This window comes from Streptomyces sp. NBC_00443 (assembly GCF_036014175.1).
Taxonomy (GTDB): Bacteria; Actinomycetota; Actinomycetes; order Streptomycetales; family Streptomycetaceae; genus Streptomyces.
Genome location: NZ_CP107917.1, coordinates 4,525,826 through 4,541,464, shown reverse-complemented (window position 1 = coordinate 4,541,464; position 15,639 = coordinate 4,525,826). Strand labels below are relative to the sequence as shown.

The 15,639-nt window shown below is 68.4% G+C and carries 19 protein-coding genes and 1 tRNA gene; 13 read left to right on the top strand and 7 right to left on the bottom strand.

Features of this window, described 5'->3' with window-relative positions; all coding sequences use genetic code 11:
• Nucleotides 1-111: 111 nt before the first annotated feature.
• A complete protein-coding gene (locus tag OHO27_RS20325; RefSeq protein WP_328425927.1) occupies nt 112-345 on the top strand; it encodes a hypothetical protein in 234 nt (77 codons plus the stop codon).
• A 15-nt stretch (nt 346-360) separates the two neighbouring features.
• Entirely contained in the window at nt 361-1,785 is a 1,425-nt protein-coding gene (locus OHO27_RS20320; RefSeq protein WP_328425925.1) for a tyrosine-type recombinase/integrase, read from the top strand.
• Nucleotides 1,786-2,199: 414 nt separating this feature from the next.
• Here the strand turns inward: OHO27_RS20320 and OHO27_RS20315 are convergent, their stop codons facing one another.
• Together OHO27_RS20315 and OHO27_RS20310 are read right to left on the bottom strand one after the other, a co-directional pair.
• Complete coding sequence (locus OHO27_RS20315) at nt 2,200-2,673, bottom strand: hypothetical protein (protein ID WP_328425923.1); 474 nt, start codon at nt 2,671-2,673, stop codon at nt 2,200-2,202.
• 107 nt (nt 2,674-2,780) lie between these two features.
• Nucleotides 2,781-3,044, bottom strand: coding sequence for a tyrosine-type recombinase/integrase (locus tag OHO27_RS20310; protein WP_328425921.1), 264 nt, complete (start codon nt 3,042-3,044; stop codon nt 2,781-2,783).
• 214 nt (nt 3,045-3,258) lie between these two features.
• Here OHO27_RS20310 and OHO27_RS20305 point away from each other — a divergent pair, with 214 nt between their 5' ends.
• Nucleotides 3,259-4,002, top strand: coding sequence for an AAA family ATPase (locus OHO27_RS20305; protein ID WP_328425919.1), 744 nt, complete (start codon nt 3,259-3,261; stop codon nt 4,000-4,002).
• A gap of 69 nt (nt 4,003-4,071) precedes the next feature.
• Here OHO27_RS20305 and OHO27_RS20300 read toward each other — a convergent pair whose 3' ends face one another.
• On the bottom strand, nt 4,072-4,455 hold the full coding sequence (locus tag OHO27_RS20300; RefSeq protein ID WP_328425917.1) for a DUF6344 domain-containing protein: 384 nt from the start codon (nt 4,453-4,455) through the stop codon (nt 4,072-4,074).
• 337 nt (nt 4,456-4,792) lie between these two features.
• On the opposite strand from OHO27_RS20300, the gene OHO27_RS20295 reads away from it, so the two are divergent.
• The 3 genes from OHO27_RS20295 to OHO27_RS20285 all read left to right on the top strand — a co-directional run bounded on the left by OHO27_RS20295 (nt 4,793) and on the right by OHO27_RS20285 (nt 6,476).
• Complete coding sequence (locus OHO27_RS20295; RefSeq protein ID WP_003999697.1) at nt 4,793-4,921, top strand: DLW-39 family protein; 129 nt, start codon at nt 4,793-4,795, stop codon at nt 4,919-4,921.
• Between the two features lie 191 nt (nt 4,922-5,112).
• Nucleotides 5,113-5,931, top strand: a complete 819-nt coding sequence (locus OHO27_RS20290) for a hypothetical protein (RefSeq protein ID WP_328425915.1) — start codon at nt 5,113-5,115, stop codon at nt 5,929-5,931.
• Entirely contained in the window at nt 5,859-6,476 is a 618-nt protein-coding gene (locus OHO27_RS20285) for a hypothetical protein (protein WP_328425913.1), read from the top strand. The genes OHO27_RS20290 and OHO27_RS20285 overlap by 73 nt, the downstream gene beginning before the upstream one ends.
• 153 nt (nt 6,477-6,629) lie before the next feature.
• Here the strand turns inward: OHO27_RS20285 and OHO27_RS20280 are convergent, their stop codons facing one another.
• Nucleotides 6,630-8,402 (bottom strand): serine/threonine-protein kinase, encoded by a 1,773-nt coding sequence (locus tag OHO27_RS20280; RefSeq protein WP_328425910.1) that lies wholly within the window; start codon nt 8,400-8,402, stop codon nt 6,630-6,632.
• Nucleotides 8,403-8,592: 190 nt separating this feature from the next.
• Entirely contained in the window at nt 8,593-9,141 is a 549-nt protein-coding gene (locus OHO27_RS20275) for a DNA-binding protein (RefSeq protein ID WP_328425908.1), read from the bottom strand.
• Between the two features lie 181 nt (nt 9,142-9,322).
• Between OHO27_RS20275 and OHO27_RS20270 the strand changes: the two genes are divergently transcribed.
• The 4 genes from OHO27_RS20270 (at nt 9,323) to OHO27_RS20255 (ending at nt 11,428) form a co-directional block, all read left to right on the top strand.
• Nucleotides 9,323-9,395 (top strand) — tRNA-Ala (locus OHO27_RS20270).
• A 404-nt stretch (nt 9,396-9,799) separates the two neighbouring features.
• A complete protein-coding gene (locus OHO27_RS20265) occupies nt 9,800-9,982 on the top strand; it encodes a hypothetical protein (RefSeq protein WP_328430739.1) in 183 nt (60 codons plus the stop codon).
• Complete coding sequence (locus OHO27_RS20260; RefSeq protein WP_328425906.1) at nt 9,979-10,608, top strand: RNA polymerase sigma factor; 630 nt, start codon at nt 9,979-9,981, stop codon at nt 10,606-10,608. The genes OHO27_RS20265 and OHO27_RS20260 overlap by 4 nt, the downstream gene beginning before the upstream one ends.
• Nucleotides 10,592-11,428, top strand: coding sequence for a hypothetical protein (locus tag OHO27_RS20255; protein WP_328425904.1), 837 nt, complete (start codon nt 10,592-10,594; stop codon nt 11,426-11,428). The genes OHO27_RS20260 and OHO27_RS20255 overlap by 17 nt, the downstream gene beginning before the upstream one ends.
• Before the next feature lie 128 nt (nt 11,429-11,556).
• On the opposite strand, the gene OHO27_RS20250 is transcribed toward OHO27_RS20255, so the two are convergent.
• Nucleotides 11,557-12,270, bottom strand: a complete 714-nt coding sequence (locus OHO27_RS20250; protein WP_328425903.1) for a DUF5324 family protein — start codon at nt 12,268-12,270, stop codon at nt 11,557-11,559.
• A gap of 326 nt (nt 12,271-12,596) precedes the next feature.
• Between OHO27_RS20250 and OHO27_RS20245 the strand changes: the two genes are divergently transcribed.
• Entirely contained in the window at nt 12,597-13,130 is a 534-nt protein-coding gene (locus tag OHO27_RS20245) for a peptidylprolyl isomerase (RefSeq protein WP_328425902.1), read from the top strand.
• Nucleotides 13,131-13,233: 103 nt separating this feature from the next.
• Nucleotides 13,234-14,121, top strand: a complete 888-nt coding sequence (locus OHO27_RS20240; protein WP_328425901.1) for a rhomboid family intramembrane serine protease — start codon at nt 13,234-13,236, stop codon at nt 14,119-14,121.
• Nucleotides 14,122-14,460: 339 nt separating this feature from the next.
• Here the strand turns inward: OHO27_RS20240 and crgA are convergent, their stop codons facing one another.
• Entirely contained in the window at nt 14,461-14,715 is a 255-nt protein-coding gene (gene crgA / locus OHO27_RS20235; RefSeq protein WP_328425900.1) for a cell division protein CrgA, read from the bottom strand.
• A 141-nt stretch (nt 14,716-14,856) separates the two neighbouring features.
• On the opposite strand from crgA, the gene OHO27_RS20230 reads away from it, so the two are divergent.
• Entirely contained in the window at nt 14,857-15,633 is a 777-nt protein-coding gene (locus OHO27_RS20230) for a DUF881 domain-containing protein (protein WP_328425898.1), read from the top strand.
• The last annotated feature ends 6 nt before the right edge of the window (nt 15,634-15,639 follow it).

Below are 15,639 nucleotides of genomic sequence, written 5' to 3'. Positions count from 1 at the left end.
CACACCATCTACACACACAGGTACGATCAGTCACCCGCTGTCCTCCCGGAGCGGATCATTCCGTGCCCGCACGCACATCCATGGGGGACACCTGTGTGCATCCGCATCGCCGTGGCCGATCACCTTTCGAAGATCGCCCTTTGGGACCCAGACGAGCTCACCATCCTCGTATCCAGGGACGCCCACCCCCACGACCTGATCAGAGAGCTCCACGCGATCCTCGTGATCGACTTCGGCGCGCCCAGCATCCCGGGCGCCGGCCTGCTCTGTGTCTGCGGTGAACCCCTCGCGATCCCCGACTCGATCGCCATAGCCGCGACCACACCCGGCGCCTCGACTCTCTGATCAGGAGACCATTCGATGGCGCGCAAGAAGGCCCCGGCCCGGGCCACCAACAACCCTCGCCCCAACCCCAGCATGAAGTGCGGTTGCCCGGTCTGCCTGAAGAAGTTCCCCGGCAACCGGGCGCCGGTCGACGAGCACTCGGGATCGTGGGAAGCCCGCTACACGGACCCCACGGGCAAGGACCGCAGCAAGACCAAGCCCACGTTCGACGACGCTGTCGCTTTCCTGGAGCAGACCCGCACCGAGATGCGGCAGCGCACGTGGATCGACCCAGCCCGCGGCGAGATCACCCTCGGCGCCTGGTGGACGCTGTGGTGGCCGACCCAGACCAAGGGCGAACAGCGCATCGAGCACTGGACGCAGTCGCAGCTGCGCGATGAGGGAATGTGGCGCAATCACATCGCGCCCACCTTCGCCCGGGCCAAGCTGTACGAGATGGAGTGGCGCGAGACCCAGCTCTGGGTCAACGCCTTGCACGACGAGAACGGCGGCCCGCTCGCCGCCAGCTCGGTGACCAAGTGCTTCCAGGTCCTCGACCGGATGCTGGAAGACGCCAAGCGCGACAGGCGGATCCCCTTCAACCCGGCCGAGGGCGTGAAGCTCCCGACCATCAAGAAGAAGCATCCCGAGGATCGGCGGCCGCCGACGTACGCCCAGCTGTGGCTCATCCGGCAGAAGCTGCCCGACTACTTCCACGCGCTGCTGATCGTCGCCCAGGAGACCGGCCTCCGCTTCCAGGAGCTGGCCGGACTGCGGTGGTGCAACGTCGACTTCGAAGGCCGGCGCATCCACGTCCGCGAGGTCCTCGTGGAACCGCGCGGCAAGATCAAGCGGAAGGCCTACCCCAAGAGCGACGCGGGCTTGCGGACCGTGCCGATGACCGGACTCGCGCGCAGGGTGCTTCGGGAGCTATGGGCCGACGAGCCTGGCGCCAGCCGGAACGCATCGGAGCCGGCGGACGGCCTGTGCGAGACCGAGCTGGTCTTCCACGGGCGCAACAAGGTGCGTCGTGGGAGCAAGGTGAACGGCTCTGTGGGGGAGCCGTACCGTGCGCCACTCCGGCGCTCGGCCTTCCGGCGCGTGTGGATTGATGCCATCGACGCGGCCGGCGTCGTCCGGAAAACGGTCCGGACTGTCACTGTGCAGAAGATGGACGAGGTGACCGGGCGCGCCCGCGCCGAGAAGGTCGAGCGCACGGACTGGTGGCCGGACTTCCACGACACCCGGCACGCCTTCGCGTCGCGGCTCCATGAGCGGGGGGTGCCGGAGGTGATCACTCAGGAGATCCTCGGTCACGAGCGGGCGGGCGAGGTGACATGGATCTACACGCACGCGGCCGCGGACTACGCGGGGCAGGTCCTGGCGGCGCTGGAGGACGGGAAGCCGGGCGCGGTCGCGAGGCCTCCGCGGCGGCGACTGCGCGCGGTGTCGGCGGCGTGAACTACCCCGGACTATCCCGGAATTACCCCGGGGAAGGATTGGGCGCCACAGGGGCACTGCGGGTATGCGTAGGGGTGTGGATTGTAGATGCTGGATTACGTTGCAGGTCAGGTGACCTGCGGAGATCCACAACTTAGGCCTGAATCCTGATAAGGATGAGGCCACAGGTTCAAATCCTGTTAGCCCCACCAGTACAAAGACCCCCAGCCGATATCGGCTGGGGGTCTTTGACATCTACGGCTGACATCAGCCGATCAGTGGATCTTCCAGTGAATCGGCGAGCAGGCCCGCAGCCTCGCGTTGGTCCGGGGATGCAGCGCCGCTCTCGGCCGAGCCCACCTCGTAGTCACGTGCTCTTGGCCCCCTGCCGTTGTGGTGGCGAGGGCCAAGCGGGCTGCTACGAGTGGCTGCCTGTCATGGACACCAGATCGGATCCGGGTTCCAGTCGTGGTGCTTCGATGCTGTCCGGTTCCAAACGCCGTTGACCCGCAGGTCGCCGTACGCAGTGTTCCTGCCGCACTTAATCTGCACCCGGTGGTTGTAGCAGCCGCGGGTGAAGCCCGGCTGGAGTACCGAGGCTTGGCAGTCGATGGTCTGCCCGTTCCAGGTCTGAGTGATCGAGCCCTCAAGCGCGATGGCCTTGGAGCTGTTGTTTGTCACCACGAGCACACTCTTGGCCTCGTCGCTCTCATTCAGCGTGCCGAAGACCATGCACGCCTGGAAGCCAACCCCCGGTACCGCGGTGTGCTGCTTGGTCGCCCCACACTTCCAGGTCGAGTTTGTGCTGACCTTCTCCCACATGCCCATCGCTGACGCCGGGCTCGCCGCGAACAATGCGACACCTACGGCCGCGGCTGCGAGGCCGATGCTCTTGCCTGCACGCTTCATTGGGTCCCCTCCCACAAGATCCGAACAACTGTATGACTATAGCGAGGCGGGGAAGAGCCCAGGCTCCCCGGCGAGGCCCTGCAGAGCGCCGACAGGGCTGACGGACATCAGCCGATGAGGGGATCTTCCAGAAGGTCGGCGAGCATGCCGACCGCTTCCCGCTCACTGTCGCCCACCACGTGCGTGTAGACGTCCATAGGCATGCTGATCTGACTGTGCCGGAGGATCGCCTGAGCCACCTTGGGGTGCACCTTCAAGGAGGCCAGCAGGGTCCCGCAGGTGTGCCGTGCGAGCCGCACCGTGATGCGACGCACGCCGACCCGCTTCACGAGCCGATCGAAGGTCCGGGAGAAGCCCACCGGGTCGATCATGCCGCCATGCTCCGACGAGAAGATCAGGAATGACCCGGCTCCTGAGACCAGCGGTCACCGGCGATCTTCCGTTCCAGCTCTTGCAGCTCCCGGCGCGCTCTTCCTGGCCGGCCTGGCTCGGGGCTCCGCTCGTCGTCGTGCGGGATGCATCGCTGTCGTCGGCGGCGGACATCTAGCGCGCCCGATTGTCAGTGCCGGGTGAGAGCCTGGCTGCATGATCGTCGAACGGGCATACGCGCATGTTGCCGAGGGCGAGCTGGGGGAAGGCAGCCAGTGGCCCTGGGCGGTGCCATGCGTGCGGCAGCTGCTGAAGGGCGGCCTGAAGTTCACCGCGCCGGTCACGTTCCTCGTGGGGGAGAACGGCTCGGGCAAGTCGACCCTCGTCGAGGCGCTGGCGGAGGGCTTCGGCCTGGACTCCTGGGGCGGATCCGCGGGATACAAGTACGCGAGCCGGCGTGAGCCGTCGGCGCTGGGCGGGCGGATCCGGTTCGAGGCGACACCGGCCGGCCGGCGCATGCTGCAGGGGCCTCGTACGCGCCGCAGAGGCTTCTTCCTGCGGGCGGAGACGGCGCTGGACGCGCTGGACCGGGAGCAGAAGACGGGAAGGCTGTCCGGTGCCGCGGGCGAGATGAGCCACGGCGAGGGCTTTCTGATGGCCTTCCGCGAGCGGTTTCAGGAGCCAGGGCTGTACGTCATGGACGAGCCCGAGGCTGCGCTGTCCTTCGCTTCTTGTCTTCAACTCGTGGGTCTGCTTCATGAATTGGGGCGTTCCGGCGCACAGATCATCTGTGCGACGCACTCACCTGTGCTGACGGCGCTGCCTGGCGCCGAGATCATCGAGGTGGGTGACCACGGAATGCGTCCCGCCGGCTGGCGGGATCTGGAGCTCGTCGACCACTGGCGGCGTTATCTCAACGATCCATGGGCCTATCTCCGGCACATCGTCGATGAGGGGTGAGCACGCCGTGGCGCTTACGCGATGGTGCAAATTGGGGCAGAGAGTGACGGCTCGGGGTGGGCCGTCGGTTCAACGCTGGTGTGGCACGAGGGGTTGCGCCGGGGAGCCCGCGTGGACGCACTCCCGGGGGGCCGAGGGTGGGCTTGCCGTTTCCGCTTCCGTTTCCGTGAGCGGGCGGTGCCGGCAGCTGGGGGTCTTGCCGTGGGCCTCGGCCCGGATGCGCTGCTTCATCGTGGGAGGCAGGGCTCTGGCGTAGGACCATGCCCAGTTCGGCGTCCCGGGCACCGTCAGCTCCGCGTTGCGGTCGCTGTCGTCGCTGCCGCTCTTGCGTGACGTCTCGGTGTGTGGCACCGCCGCGGCGGTGGTCGACGTGACAAAGCCGAGCGCTGTGCACAGCGCGAGGAAGGCGGTGACGATGGCCGTCCACAGGTTCATGACCTTGTTCCTGGTCATGGCCCCTCACTTTCGGGTTGGGCGATTTGCGTACTTTCCTCATGATGTGTATGGGGACCGAGAAGTCATGGACCGACGCCCATGACACGTCGATCTTCAGATGAACACCACTCGAATGGGTGCAAGAGATGAGAAGACTGCCGAAAGCTGGAGGAAGGACAGCGAAGTCACCGTCTGTCGGGGTGTGATCACCCTCCGATCGGAGCGATGTCATCCGCTTCTACTGCGCTGTTTCGGACGGCAGTTGAGTCCTGACGCAGGTCACCGATCGATATCGGTCGGTGTGTATAGTCGGGCGCCAGAGGTCCCCTACGTCAAGGAAAGACGAGGTCGCGCGGTGAAGAAGCTTCTCCTGGTCGCACTGGCCGCCATCGGCGGGCTCCTCGTGTACCGCCAGATCCAGGCGGATCGCGCCGAGCAGGATCTGTGGACGGAGGCGACTGACTCCGTGCCCACGGGTTCGTGAGTCACCACTTCGGAATCTGAACAGACCCCGGCCGCCGTTGCGGTCGGGGTTTTGTGTGCTCGGGTTGCGGGAGTGGCCGAGAGGCCTTAGAGCCCGGCGTTTCGGACAGTCGTACGGATTGCGTGGGTGCCGAGCTGCCGGGCTGGGCAGGATGGGCGAGTCCATGGTCCGGCGGCGGCAAGGGGTGGCGCGTGATGAGGCGGCGGCGTACGGCGTGGTGGCGCCGCGCGGGGGTGCGGCGCGGCGCATGGGTGCGGAGCGAGGCGAACACGCGGCGCGGGCACCCCTCGGCACGCGCGCGTACGGTCGTCGTAGGGGCACTGCTGCTGTGCACGACCGCCGCACTGCCGAGCGGGGCCGCTCTCGCGGCCGGCACGCCCAGCCCGTACGCCTTCGCGCCGGACGCCCGGTCTGTCACGGGTGCGACAGGCACTGCGGACGCCGTACGCCTCACACCCGGAGCGACGTACAAGAGCTCCCTGCCGAGCGACGGGAAGATCTACTACCGCCTCGACCTCGACGCCACGTCTGATACATACGTCTCCGCGACCGCGATCCCCGCCCCCGGCAGCACCGTCTCCGCGACCGACGGCATCAGGATCTCCGTGCAGGACGCCGACGGCCGCTCCTGCTCCTTCGAAAGCGAGACCTTCCGCGTCGTCCACAGCCCACGGCCCATCGCGGCGTGGGCGGCACGTGAGATCTTCGCCGACCGGTCTCGCTGCGAGAGCGCGGGCACCTACTACGTGGTCGTCGAGCGCGTCAGTACGGCGAGTTCCGCGCCGGACACCTGGGACCTGGAGCTCTTCGCCGCCTCCGAGCCGTCCCTGGAGCAGCCCGGCGCGACGAGCGCCCCCGAGGCGTGGGACTCCGCCTCACCCGCCCCCTCACAGGCGAGGGTGTGCGCCGCGAAGGCGGCTCCGGGTTCGCCTCGGCGGTGTCCGTCGGTGAGGGGGTCTGGAGTGCCGACATCGAGCCCGGCCGGACGTTCTTCTACAAGGTGCCGCTGACCTGGGGACGCCAGCTGTACGCCACCGCCGAACTGGGCAGCTCGGCCAGCGGTGACGGCATCGCCGTCGGTGCCCTCGACCTCTCGCTCTACAACCCGGCACGCGGCCTCGTCGACGACGCGAGCACCAACTACGACGGCAGCCAGAAGGTCGCCGAGATCGATCCCCTGCCGCCGGTCGCGTACGAGAACCGGTACGCCGTGCCCGACCGGCTCAGCGGCATGCGATTCGCCGGTTCCTACTACCTCGTGGTGCACCTCGCGGCCGAGGTGGCCGAGAAGTACGGCGACGGGCCGCTCCCGCTGACGCTGCGTGTGCGGGTGGGGGGGTCGGCCGAGTCAGGTCCCGGTTATGCGGGGGAGTCCGAGCCGCCGGGTGTCTTTCAGGCTGGTGGAGGCGATACGGGGGCGGCTGCGGAAAGCGGGGGCGGAAGTGACGCTGCGATGGCCGTGCTTGCGGTGAGCGGGATCGGGGCGGGGACTGTGGTGCTGGTGGTGCTGGGCGTGTGGATGGTGGTGGCTCGGCGAAGGGTTGGCGCCCTGTAGGGCGGGTGCGGCCATCGGGCTGGTGGGGTCCAGGGCTGAGTGAGGCTCGGGCTGTGAGTTCGCTGCCCACTGGTTGGGCCCATGGGAGCGTGAAACCCAGCGGGGCCGGGGTGCCGGTCGGCGTCCTTCGGCGCCTCAGCTGCTTCAGCGACCTCAGACGCGAGTCAGCGCCCAGAAACCCACGGCGTAACAGGCCAGCGCCAGCAGCAGGAGCGGGATCGCCACCTTGGCGGGTGGGCCGGGGCGGCGCGTGACGCCGTGGGCTGCACGGCGGGTGGCCCGGTGGCCGCCGCGGCGGTGCTGCTGCGGAACCGGGGGCGCCAAAGGTGGAACCTGCGGGCTCTGAGCGGTGTACGAAGCAGTAGAGGCATCGACGCGTTGGTGTTGCACCGGCGTCGGGGGCTGAGACGGGTACTGCGGTGTGTGTGGGTGGGGGGAGGACAGGACGTGAGTGGCGTCGTAGGGGGAGGCGTGGGGCGCGTGATGCTGCGCGCCGTGGTGTGCCTGGCCGGACTCCCCCTGACCTTGGCCCTGGCCCTGCGCCTGACCGTGGCCCTGTGCTGGGTGCGGCTGTGGTGGGGGCGTTTGAGTCCGGAGGGAGGAGGACGTGGCCTGAGGGGGTGGTGGCAGGTGGAAGCTGCCGGTGTCCGACATGGTGAGGCGCCCGTCCTGCCCGTCCCTGTCCCTGCCCATGTCGCTTCCGCCGCCGGGCTGGCAGGTAGCGGACGGTGGCTGGGCGGCGGGCGATTGGGGGCCCCGGTCGGAGGCGGGCGACGCGGCCGGGGACTGGGATGGCGTGACGTCCGAAACCCAAGCCGACGCCGGGGGCGGGGTCGGTCCGGCCACGCCCTGGCGCGGATCGTTCGGGGCCGTGCCCGAGCTGGAGCCGTAGTCGGCGACCACGTGTCCGGTGCCGCTCGCCGCTGCCCCGGTGCCGGGAGGCATGGACACAGAGCCGGTGTTGGCCGTCCCCACAGAGCCCGAGGTAGCGCCCGCGCCGAACTGACGCGAGCCCCCCGTGCTCTCCTCGACGCCGGGTGCCCGTTTGAACGGCCCGTCCGGCCCGAACCCCTGTGGCAGGGGCCCGATTTGGTCGAAGATCTCGATGAGCTCGTCGTCGGGACCGGGCTCCGCAAGGAGTTCGGCCGCCGATGCGAGGGCCTTGCGCGCCCCCGTGGCCGTGCGGAACCGCGCGTGTGGATCCGGCTGCAGCAGCGAGGCCACCACCTGCCACAGCGGTTCGGGAATGCCCTTGGGCGCACCGGGAGTTCCGTGCGCGGTGAAGTACTGGACGAGGGCCTTGACGTCGGGCTTGGCGCCCTCCAGCAGATACAGGGCGACCAGTCCTACGGCGAACAGGTCGGCCGGGAAGTCCGGTTCCGAGCCCATGAGTTGCTCGGGCGCGAGATAGCCGGGCGTTCCCACCACGAGGTTGGTCTCGGTCAGCCGCGGCTCACCGAGCCGCATGGCGATGCCGAAGTCGGACAGACGCAGCCGCGGGCGGGCGGTGCCGGTTGCCTCGAGGAGCAGGTTGGCGGGCTTGATGTCGCGGTGGACGACGCCCTCCGCGTGCACCGCGGCCAGTCCCGCGAGGAGCTGGTCGAGGAGCGTGCAGACCAAGGAGGGCGGCAAGGGGCCGTAGTCCCCGATGAGGTGGACCAGCGAACCGCCGGCCACCAGGTCCATGGTGAACAGGACCTTGTCGTCGTCGGCGGCCCAGCTGGCGGGCGCGAGCACATGGGGGTGATCGATCCGGAGGGCCTGTTCGCGGACGAACCGCAGCAGCGAGTGCGCGTCGCTCTGCTGCAGCACCTTTGCGGCGACATACCGGTGGCGGCGGTGGTCCCAGGCACGCCAGACGGCGCCGACGCCTCCGCGTCCGATCGGGTCGACCAGTTCGTACCGGCCGGCGAAGACCTCACCCATTGCAGTGCGTCGCTCCTCCCCCTTCGACTACCCCCCGGCTTCCCCCTCGACGAGCGATACGACTCCCCCTCGCTGACTCCCCTTCTCGCCCAGCCCCGGCGAGAGACACTCCCGCGGCTCCCTCGCGCCCGCTCAGGACGTAGACCGTCGGCCCGGTTGCCGAACCCCCTTCGGCGACCGGGCCTCGGGGTCAGTTCTGGTGGGACTGGTAGTGCGTGACCGCGTCGGAGGTGCGTCCGGCGCCGTACACCCGGAGGAACTCTGCCAGTTCCGGGTGGCTGGGGGCGAGGGTGTCCGCGGCGTCGATGATGTCTCCGGCGGCCGCCACCGAACGCAGCAGGGACTGGATCTCACGGACCACCCGCTTGACCGTGGGCGCACCCGAACTGCTCGTGGTCTGCGTCGTGTTGCTCAGCACCGAACCCCCCTGCGACTTCTTGATCTCCTCCATGCGCTCGGTGGCCTCCGCCGCGCTCACGCTGCCGTCCGCGACCTGCCCCGCCAGGTCCTGCAGCAGCTGCACCCGCTGGACCACGGCGGGATTTCCGATCTTCGCCCGCTGGCCGCTCATCAGCTGCGACAGCATCGGTGCGGACAGTCCCAGTACCCCCGCGAGACGAGCCTGGTTGAGACCAAGATCGTCGATGAGCTTACGGAAGAGCGTCCCCAGCGGCTCCCCGTACCAGTTCCGCTGCAGATCCCGCGCTCTTGCGGTGGCTTCCTGCTGTGCGGCGTCCATTGCGTCTCCCCATCGCTTCCCCAAAACCGCGGTTCGCTGTAGCGAACCACGCCGAGCATCTTACGGAGAGTGGTGGTTCATCGGGACCCCCAATCTTTTTGCGAGGTACGGGGGGTGACCCGGTACTCTGGTCTGCGGCGCCCGCCGGTACGTGGTTCTTCCGGTCGGTTGCTCCCCTTCCGGGGCCTTAGCTCAGTTGGTAGAGCGCTGTCTTTGCATGGCAGATGTCAGGGGTTCGACTCCCCTAGGCTCCACACTCCGGACCGGTCAGATGCCTCGTCGCCTCTGGCCGGTTTTTGTATGCCCTGGTCTCCGCCGCACGCCATGACATGAGTGACGTGTGTCACGTGGTGGCCCGGTGGGGTCGTTGCAGACGTTTGCGCAAATGCCAGGGATCGGTGGAGCCCCCGACGTCGGTGCGCAGGTGGCGGACGTGGCGCCAGGGTGGCGGGCTCGGGCGCAAAGGGTAGGTGTGAGCTGGCGTGAACGCGATGGCGTAATCAGAAGGATGCGCTCCGTTAAGAAAATCTGTGCGGGACTTGCACACACGGGCCGTTGCAAACGTCATCGTGGGCGGAGGGCGTAAACACGCGCCGTCCCGAGGCCCACCGGGGGTGCTGAGCGGCCTCGCCTTGCATCAGGAAGGCACAACAGCACAGTGACGATGGACATTGCCGGTGAGGTGATCCTGGCGGCACTCGCCCTACGGGTGTTCGGCCGTGACGCGGTCGTTCTGTTGCGTCGGCTGGCCGCGGCCGGAGTACGGGCGGGCATCAGCGAGATGCGGCGCGACCTCCCCGAGGGCGCCAAAAGCTCACACCACGAGGGGCAGGCGTCGTGAGCCAGGACCTGCCGAGCCAGGCCTCCCGCGCCCCGCGCATGAAGAAACTGCCACTGGACTTCGAGGCCTTCCACCAGATGTACCGGCCGCTGTACGTCAACTGGGCCAAGACCAGGCTGGGTAACTGGCACGACGCCGAGGAAGCGGTCGACGCCGCCTTCGAACAGCTGCTGAAGGCGTGGACCATCGTGCTGTCCAAGGAGAACCCGGCCGCGTATGCCTGGCGTGTGCTCAAGAACAGCACCATCGACCACTCCCGCACCCGCGACCGCCGCCCGGCACTCATCGGCGAGGCCTTCGAGACCGTGGCGCTGAACCGGGCCGTGGACCCCATCAGCCAACTCGAGGAAAGCCTCAACCTCTACGCGGAGATCGGCCAGCTGCCGCCGCGTCAGATGGACGTGGTCCTCCTGCACTTCGGGCTCGGCTACAGCGCGGTCGAGATAGCCACCGCCCTCGGTATCACCCCGGCCGGTGTGCGCTCCACCGTCCGCCACGCCAAACGGCGCCTCCAGCACGCGTACGGCGTGAAGAAGAGCCTCGCCGAATCCCGTACTGACGCCGAGCCCTGCACGGGCACGGAAGGGCAAGCCGAGGAAGGGCAAGCCGATGACATCGCCCATTGACGAGCTGCTCGGGCGGGCCCGCCTCCTCCGTCCGCCCTACGCCCAGGCAGCCATAGAGGCGGCGGCCGTACGCCTGTCCGCGCTCGCCGCCTCCTTCCTGCACCCCACCGACCCGAACCCCGCAGACGCCACCACCGGCCAGGCCCCGCCGATCCCGCCAGGCCAGGCCCCGCCGACCGACGAACGCTCCGCTGCCGACGACCTTCAGACCCTCTGCGAGACGGTCATCACCCACACCGACGCCCTCGCTGATCTAGAGGAGTTCCTCGCCCGAGCCCTGCCCCAGCCGCCAGGAGCGCGGGTGCTCGGCTGCATGCTTCAGCTCTGTGCGCGGGAGGAGTCGGCACGCTTCTGGTGGCAGTACGCCGCAGGCGCCGGCGACTCCGCTGCCAGCTACTGCCTCTACCTGCACCACCGCGCTCTGGGCGAACCCGGAGTCGCCGACTGGTGGCAGACCCAGCACGCGCGGTACGCCCGCAGCCTCCGGCCCGAGAGGGATGACCCGCACGGCAAGGCCACCGCCGACGCCGCCAACCGCACCGAGGCCTCCGGCCCCGAACCCGAGGACGAGATCAGCACCACCCTCCGCGTACTGCGCGCCCTCAAACCCGACTGCCCACCCGTCCCCGACCCCGTCAACGCCGTCCTGCACTACATCCCCGCCGCCATTGCCTACGTGGACGATGACCTGGACCTTCCACTGCCGGACCCCGACTTCACCGACCGAATACGGGCCCTCGCCACGCCGGCCCCGGTGGTGCAGGACACCGCGCGGCATGGCCGCGCGCCCGCCCCCCTGCCGTCGCGCCGGCGGACGTGACCGGCGTTTCACGTGAAACAACGCCGTGGGGCGGAAGACCCTCAAGTCTCCCGCCCCACGGCGCAGTTCAACATCCCGGCCGGACCTGGACCGTCACATCACCGGCCCTCGCCCTACCGGCCCACGTCCTACCGGCCGTCGTCGCGCCGGGCGGCCTCCTCCTCGGCCTCCTTCGCCTCGACCTCGGGATCGAGGACGGACTTGCCGCTGCCGTCCACCGAAGCGAGACGGTTCGACTCGGGGACCTCGGTCGCGGCGGGAGGCTCGACCAGCCAGTCCGGGTTGGCCTGCTTGTCCCACCACTTCCACGCGGCGAACGCTCCGCCCGCGAGAGCGCCGAGCACCAACAGCACCTTCATGGCACGGCCGGCGCCGGCACGCCGCTCATGCTTGCGGACGAGCTTCTCGATCTCCTTCGGCGTGACCTGACCGCGCAGCGCGGCCACAGCGGCCACACCACGCGCAGTGGCCTCGTCCCTGACGGGCCCGGCCGCGGCCACAGCCTGCTCGAACCTCGGACGGGAGTAGTCGGCGGCCTGCCGGGCAGCCTTACGGGTACGGACGGCGGCTTCATGCGCGGCGTTGTCGACGCCCGGCGGCACGTGGGCCAGCGCCTGCTCCACGCGCGGCGCGACATACACGCCGTACTGCAGGCGAGCCTGGGCGCGGGCCTGCTCGGTGGCCTGCGTCACCTTCGGCGCGAGCCGTACGCGTGCCTCGTGTGCGTAGTGTGCGGCCCTGTCCTTGGCGGTGTCGGCGTAGGGCGCCACCACTTCCGCGGCGTGCAGCACGCTGTCCTTCGCCGAGCCGGTCGCGGCGCGCACGCTGTCGATGCGGGTCACGGGTTCCTCCTCCACGGTGGCGTACGGTAATTCGACTTTCCACACTTTTACGGATCATGCCTGTCAGAACGCTGCGCGGCATGTGAGGGCGGGCATTTGGGTGCCGATAAGCTTGATCAAGTGCAATAACGGACCAATGCAGGGCAACGGTGGCTTGTCGTCGACAATGCCACGGTTCTGCGCGTCCCGCCCCCGCCACGGACCGACTCGTCGGGTTTTCTGCAAGCAATCCGCCCGGTTGCGTACCGGTGAACGACCGCCGGGGGACGGACGTCGCCGTACGTGCGAGGATCGTGGGGTCACAAGAAGACAACGGAAGGCAGATCGTGGCCGAGCAGCTCTACGCCACCCTGAAGACCAACCAAGGCGACATCGAGGTCCGGCTCTTCCCGAACCACACGCCGATCACGGTCAAGAACTTCGTCGAACTCGCCAAGGGCGAGCGTGAGTGGACGAACCCCACCACCGGTGAGAAGTCCACGGCCAAGCTCTACGACGGCACGGTCTTCCACCGGGTCATCAGCGGCTTCATGATCCAGGGCGGTGACCCCCTGGGCAACGGCACCGGCGGTCCCGGCTACCAGTTCCAGGACGAGTTCCACCCGGACCTCTCCTTCGACAGGCCGTACCTGCTGGCCATGGCCAACGCCGGACCCGGCACCAACGGCTCGCAGTTCTTCGTCACGGTCTCCCCGACGACCTGGCTGAACCGGAAGCACACGATCTTCGGCGAGGTCACCGACCCGGCCAGCCAGAAGGTCATCGACGCCATCGCCGGCGTCCAGACCAACCCGCGCACCGACCGCCCGCTCAGCGACATCGTCATCGAGTCGGTCGTCGTCGAGACCCGCGAGGGCTGAGTCCGACACCTCCCGCAGGGAACCAATCGCCCCGCTCGTCCGTAAGGATGAGCGGGGCGATGCATGAGGACGTGCATCGCGTACGACGACCTAGGGGACCCTCATGGACCAGCCGGCAGGTAGCCCGCAGGACGCGCAGAGCCTGCCCGTCTGCTACCGCCACCCGGACCGCGAGACCGGCATCCGCTGCACCCGCTGCGAGCGCCCCATCTGCCCCGAATGCATGGTCAGCGCCTCCGTCGGCTTCCAGTGCCCCGACTGCGTCCGTGCCGGCTCCGGCACCGGACACGCCCCTGACGCCGCCCGCCCCCGCACCATCGCAGGCGGCAGCATCGCCGCCGACCCACGCCTGCTCACCAAGATCCTCATCGGGATCAACCTCGCGATCTTCATCGCCGTACGGAGCAGCACCGAGCTCCTGAACGACCTCGTCCTCGTCGGCACCTGGCCCCCCGCCCCCTTCAACCCCACCGACGGAGTCTCCGAAGGCGACTGGTACCGCCTGGTGACCTCGATGTTCACGCACGAGGAGATCTGGCACTTCGCCTTCAACATGCTCAGCCTGTGGTGGCTCGGCGGCCCCCTCGAAGCGGCCCTCGGCCGAGCCCGCTACATCGCGCTCTACTTCTGCTCCGGCCTCGCGGGCAGCGCCCTGGCCTATCTGCTGACCTCCCCGACGACGGCCACGCTCGGCGCCTCCGGCGCCATCTTCGGCCTCTTCGGCGCGACAGCAGTCCTCATGAGGCGCCTCAACTACGACCTGCGACCGATCATCGCGCTGCTGGCGATCAACCTGATCTTCACCTTCGCCCCGGGATTCAACATCTCCTGGCAGGCCCACATCGGTGGCCTCGTCGCCGGCGTCATCCTCGGCTACGCCATGGTCCACGCCCCACGCGAGCGTCGGGCGCTGGTGCAGTACGGCACATGTGCGCTGGTCCTGGCCGCAGTGGTGTTGATGACCGTGCTGAGAACGCTCCAGCTCACCTGAGCCGTGCCGTTATCCACGTGAGCGGGCCGGTTGTCCACAGCGTGTGGCGGATCTTGTGCGCACGGTGGGGGAAGAGCTTCGCCCCCTGTCCAAACCCTACGTTTCCGCAGGTCAGACAGGGGGCGCACGCGTGTTCGAGAAGCCTTCGGGTGACCGGTGTGGCTGTCATACCGGCGTCAACGCCCGATGGGTTATCCACAGATCGTCGTCTTTTCCCCAGTCAGCTTGTGGAAATTGCTGCAAGGCTGTGGATAACTCAGCGGATAGCCCTGGGCAGAGCTCAGTTCACCGCGAAGTGGCCGCGGCGTCGACTGCCCGCTCGAGCTGTCGCCTCGACCTCTACTTCCACTGGGTGGAGACGCCGAAGCCGGCGGCGATGAAGCCGAAGCCCACGACGATGTTCCAGTTGCCCAGCGCGTCGAGGGGCAGCGAACCGTCGGTCACATAGAAGACGACGATCCAGGCGAGGCCGATGAGGAACATGGCCAGCATCACGGGCGCGACCCAGGCGCGGCTGTTCAGCTTGATCGCGGTCGTCTGCTTCGACGGCGGCGGCGTGTAGTCCGCCTTCTTGCGGATACGTGACTTCGGCACGAGGGTCTCTCCTGTCGATGCGCTGCGTGGCCGCGCAGGGAACTGTGGCTGGCTCGGGGCAGCGTACAAGGGGACTCTGATTGCTCCCCCGGGCGTCCGTTAGCGTAGTGCTTCCGCGGCGCCGAAGGAGATAAGGGTACGTTGAGCAATTCTGCCGACTCCCCCGGGGCTGAATCCAGCCCTGTACGCGGCCGATTCCGGCCGGTGCGGGTGCTGACCGCGGCCGTTTTCGCTCTCGCCGGGCTCATTTTCTTCACCAGCTTCAACACGGCCAAGGGCACCAATATCCGCACGGACGCCTCGCTGCTGAAGCTCTCGGACCTGATCCACGAGCGCAGCCACAAGAACGGCGGGCTGGGCGAGTCCAACGCGGCCTTGCAGGACGACGTGGATGCCCTGGCCGAGCGCGACGACGGCAGCACCAAGGCCGAGGACGACAAGCTGGCGGCCCTGGAGCAGAACGCGGGGACGCAGAAGCTGACGGGCGAGGCGATCTCGGTCACGCTCAACGACGCCCCGCCGGACGCCACCGCCAAGCTGCCCGGTTATCCCGAGCCGCAGCCCGACTACCTGGTCATTCACCAGCAGGACCTCCAGGCCGTGGTGAACGCGCTGTGGCAGAGCGGTGCCAAGGGCATCAAGGTCATGGACCAGCGGCTGATCTCCACCAGCGCGGTCCGCTGCGTCGGCAACACCCTGATCCTCCAGGGCCGGGTCTACTCACCGCCGTACAAGATCACGGCGGTCGGTGATCCGGAGAAGATGCAGCAGGCGCTGGCGGCTTCGGCGGCGATTCAGAACTACATGGTGTACGTCAATGTCTACGGTCTTGGCTGGAAAGTCACCGAGGACGGGACGGTGACTCTGCCGGGTTACTCGGGCACAGTGGATCTGCAGTACGCCAAGCCCGTGGAGTGAGTGAGC

What these genes read in the sequence shown, in the direction of transcription:
- OHO27_RS20275 (WP_328425908.1), bottom strand. Translation starts at nt 9,141, where the DNA reads ATGGACGCCGCACAGCAGGAAGCCACCGCAAGAGCGCGGGATCTGCAG.
- OHO27_RS20315 (WP_328425923.1), bottom strand. Translation starts at nt 2,673, where the DNA reads ATGAAGCGTGCAGGCAAGAGCATCGGCCTCGCAGCCGCGGCCGTAGGT.
- OHO27_RS20310 (WP_328425921.1), bottom strand. Translation starts at nt 3,044, where the DNA reads ATGATCGACCCGGTGGGCTTCTCCCGGACCTTCGATCGGCTCGTGAAG.
- OHO27_RS20320 (WP_328425925.1), top strand. Translation starts at nt 361, where the DNA reads ATGGCGCGCAAGAAGGCCCCGGCCCGGGCCACCAACAACCCTCGCCCC.
- OHO27_RS20280 (WP_328425910.1), bottom strand. Translation starts at nt 8,402, where the DNA reads ATGGGTGAGGTCTTCGCCGGCCGGTACGAACTGGTCGACCCGATCGGA.
- OHO27_RS20300 (WP_328425917.1), bottom strand. Translation starts at nt 4,455, where the DNA reads ATGACCAGGAACAAGGTCATGAACCTGTGGACGGCCATCGTCACCGCC.
- OHO27_RS20255 (WP_328425904.1), top strand. Translation starts at nt 10,592, where the DNA reads ATGACATCGCCCATTGACGAGCTGCTCGGGCGGGCCCGCCTCCTCCGT.
- OHO27_RS20305 (WP_328425919.1), top strand. Translation starts at nt 3,259, where the DNA reads ATGATCGTCGAACGGGCATACGCGCATGTTGCCGAGGGCGAGCTGGGG.
- OHO27_RS20240 (WP_328425901.1), top strand. Translation starts at nt 13,234, where the DNA reads ATGGACCAGCCGGCAGGTAGCCCGCAGGACGCGCAGAGCCTGCCCGTC.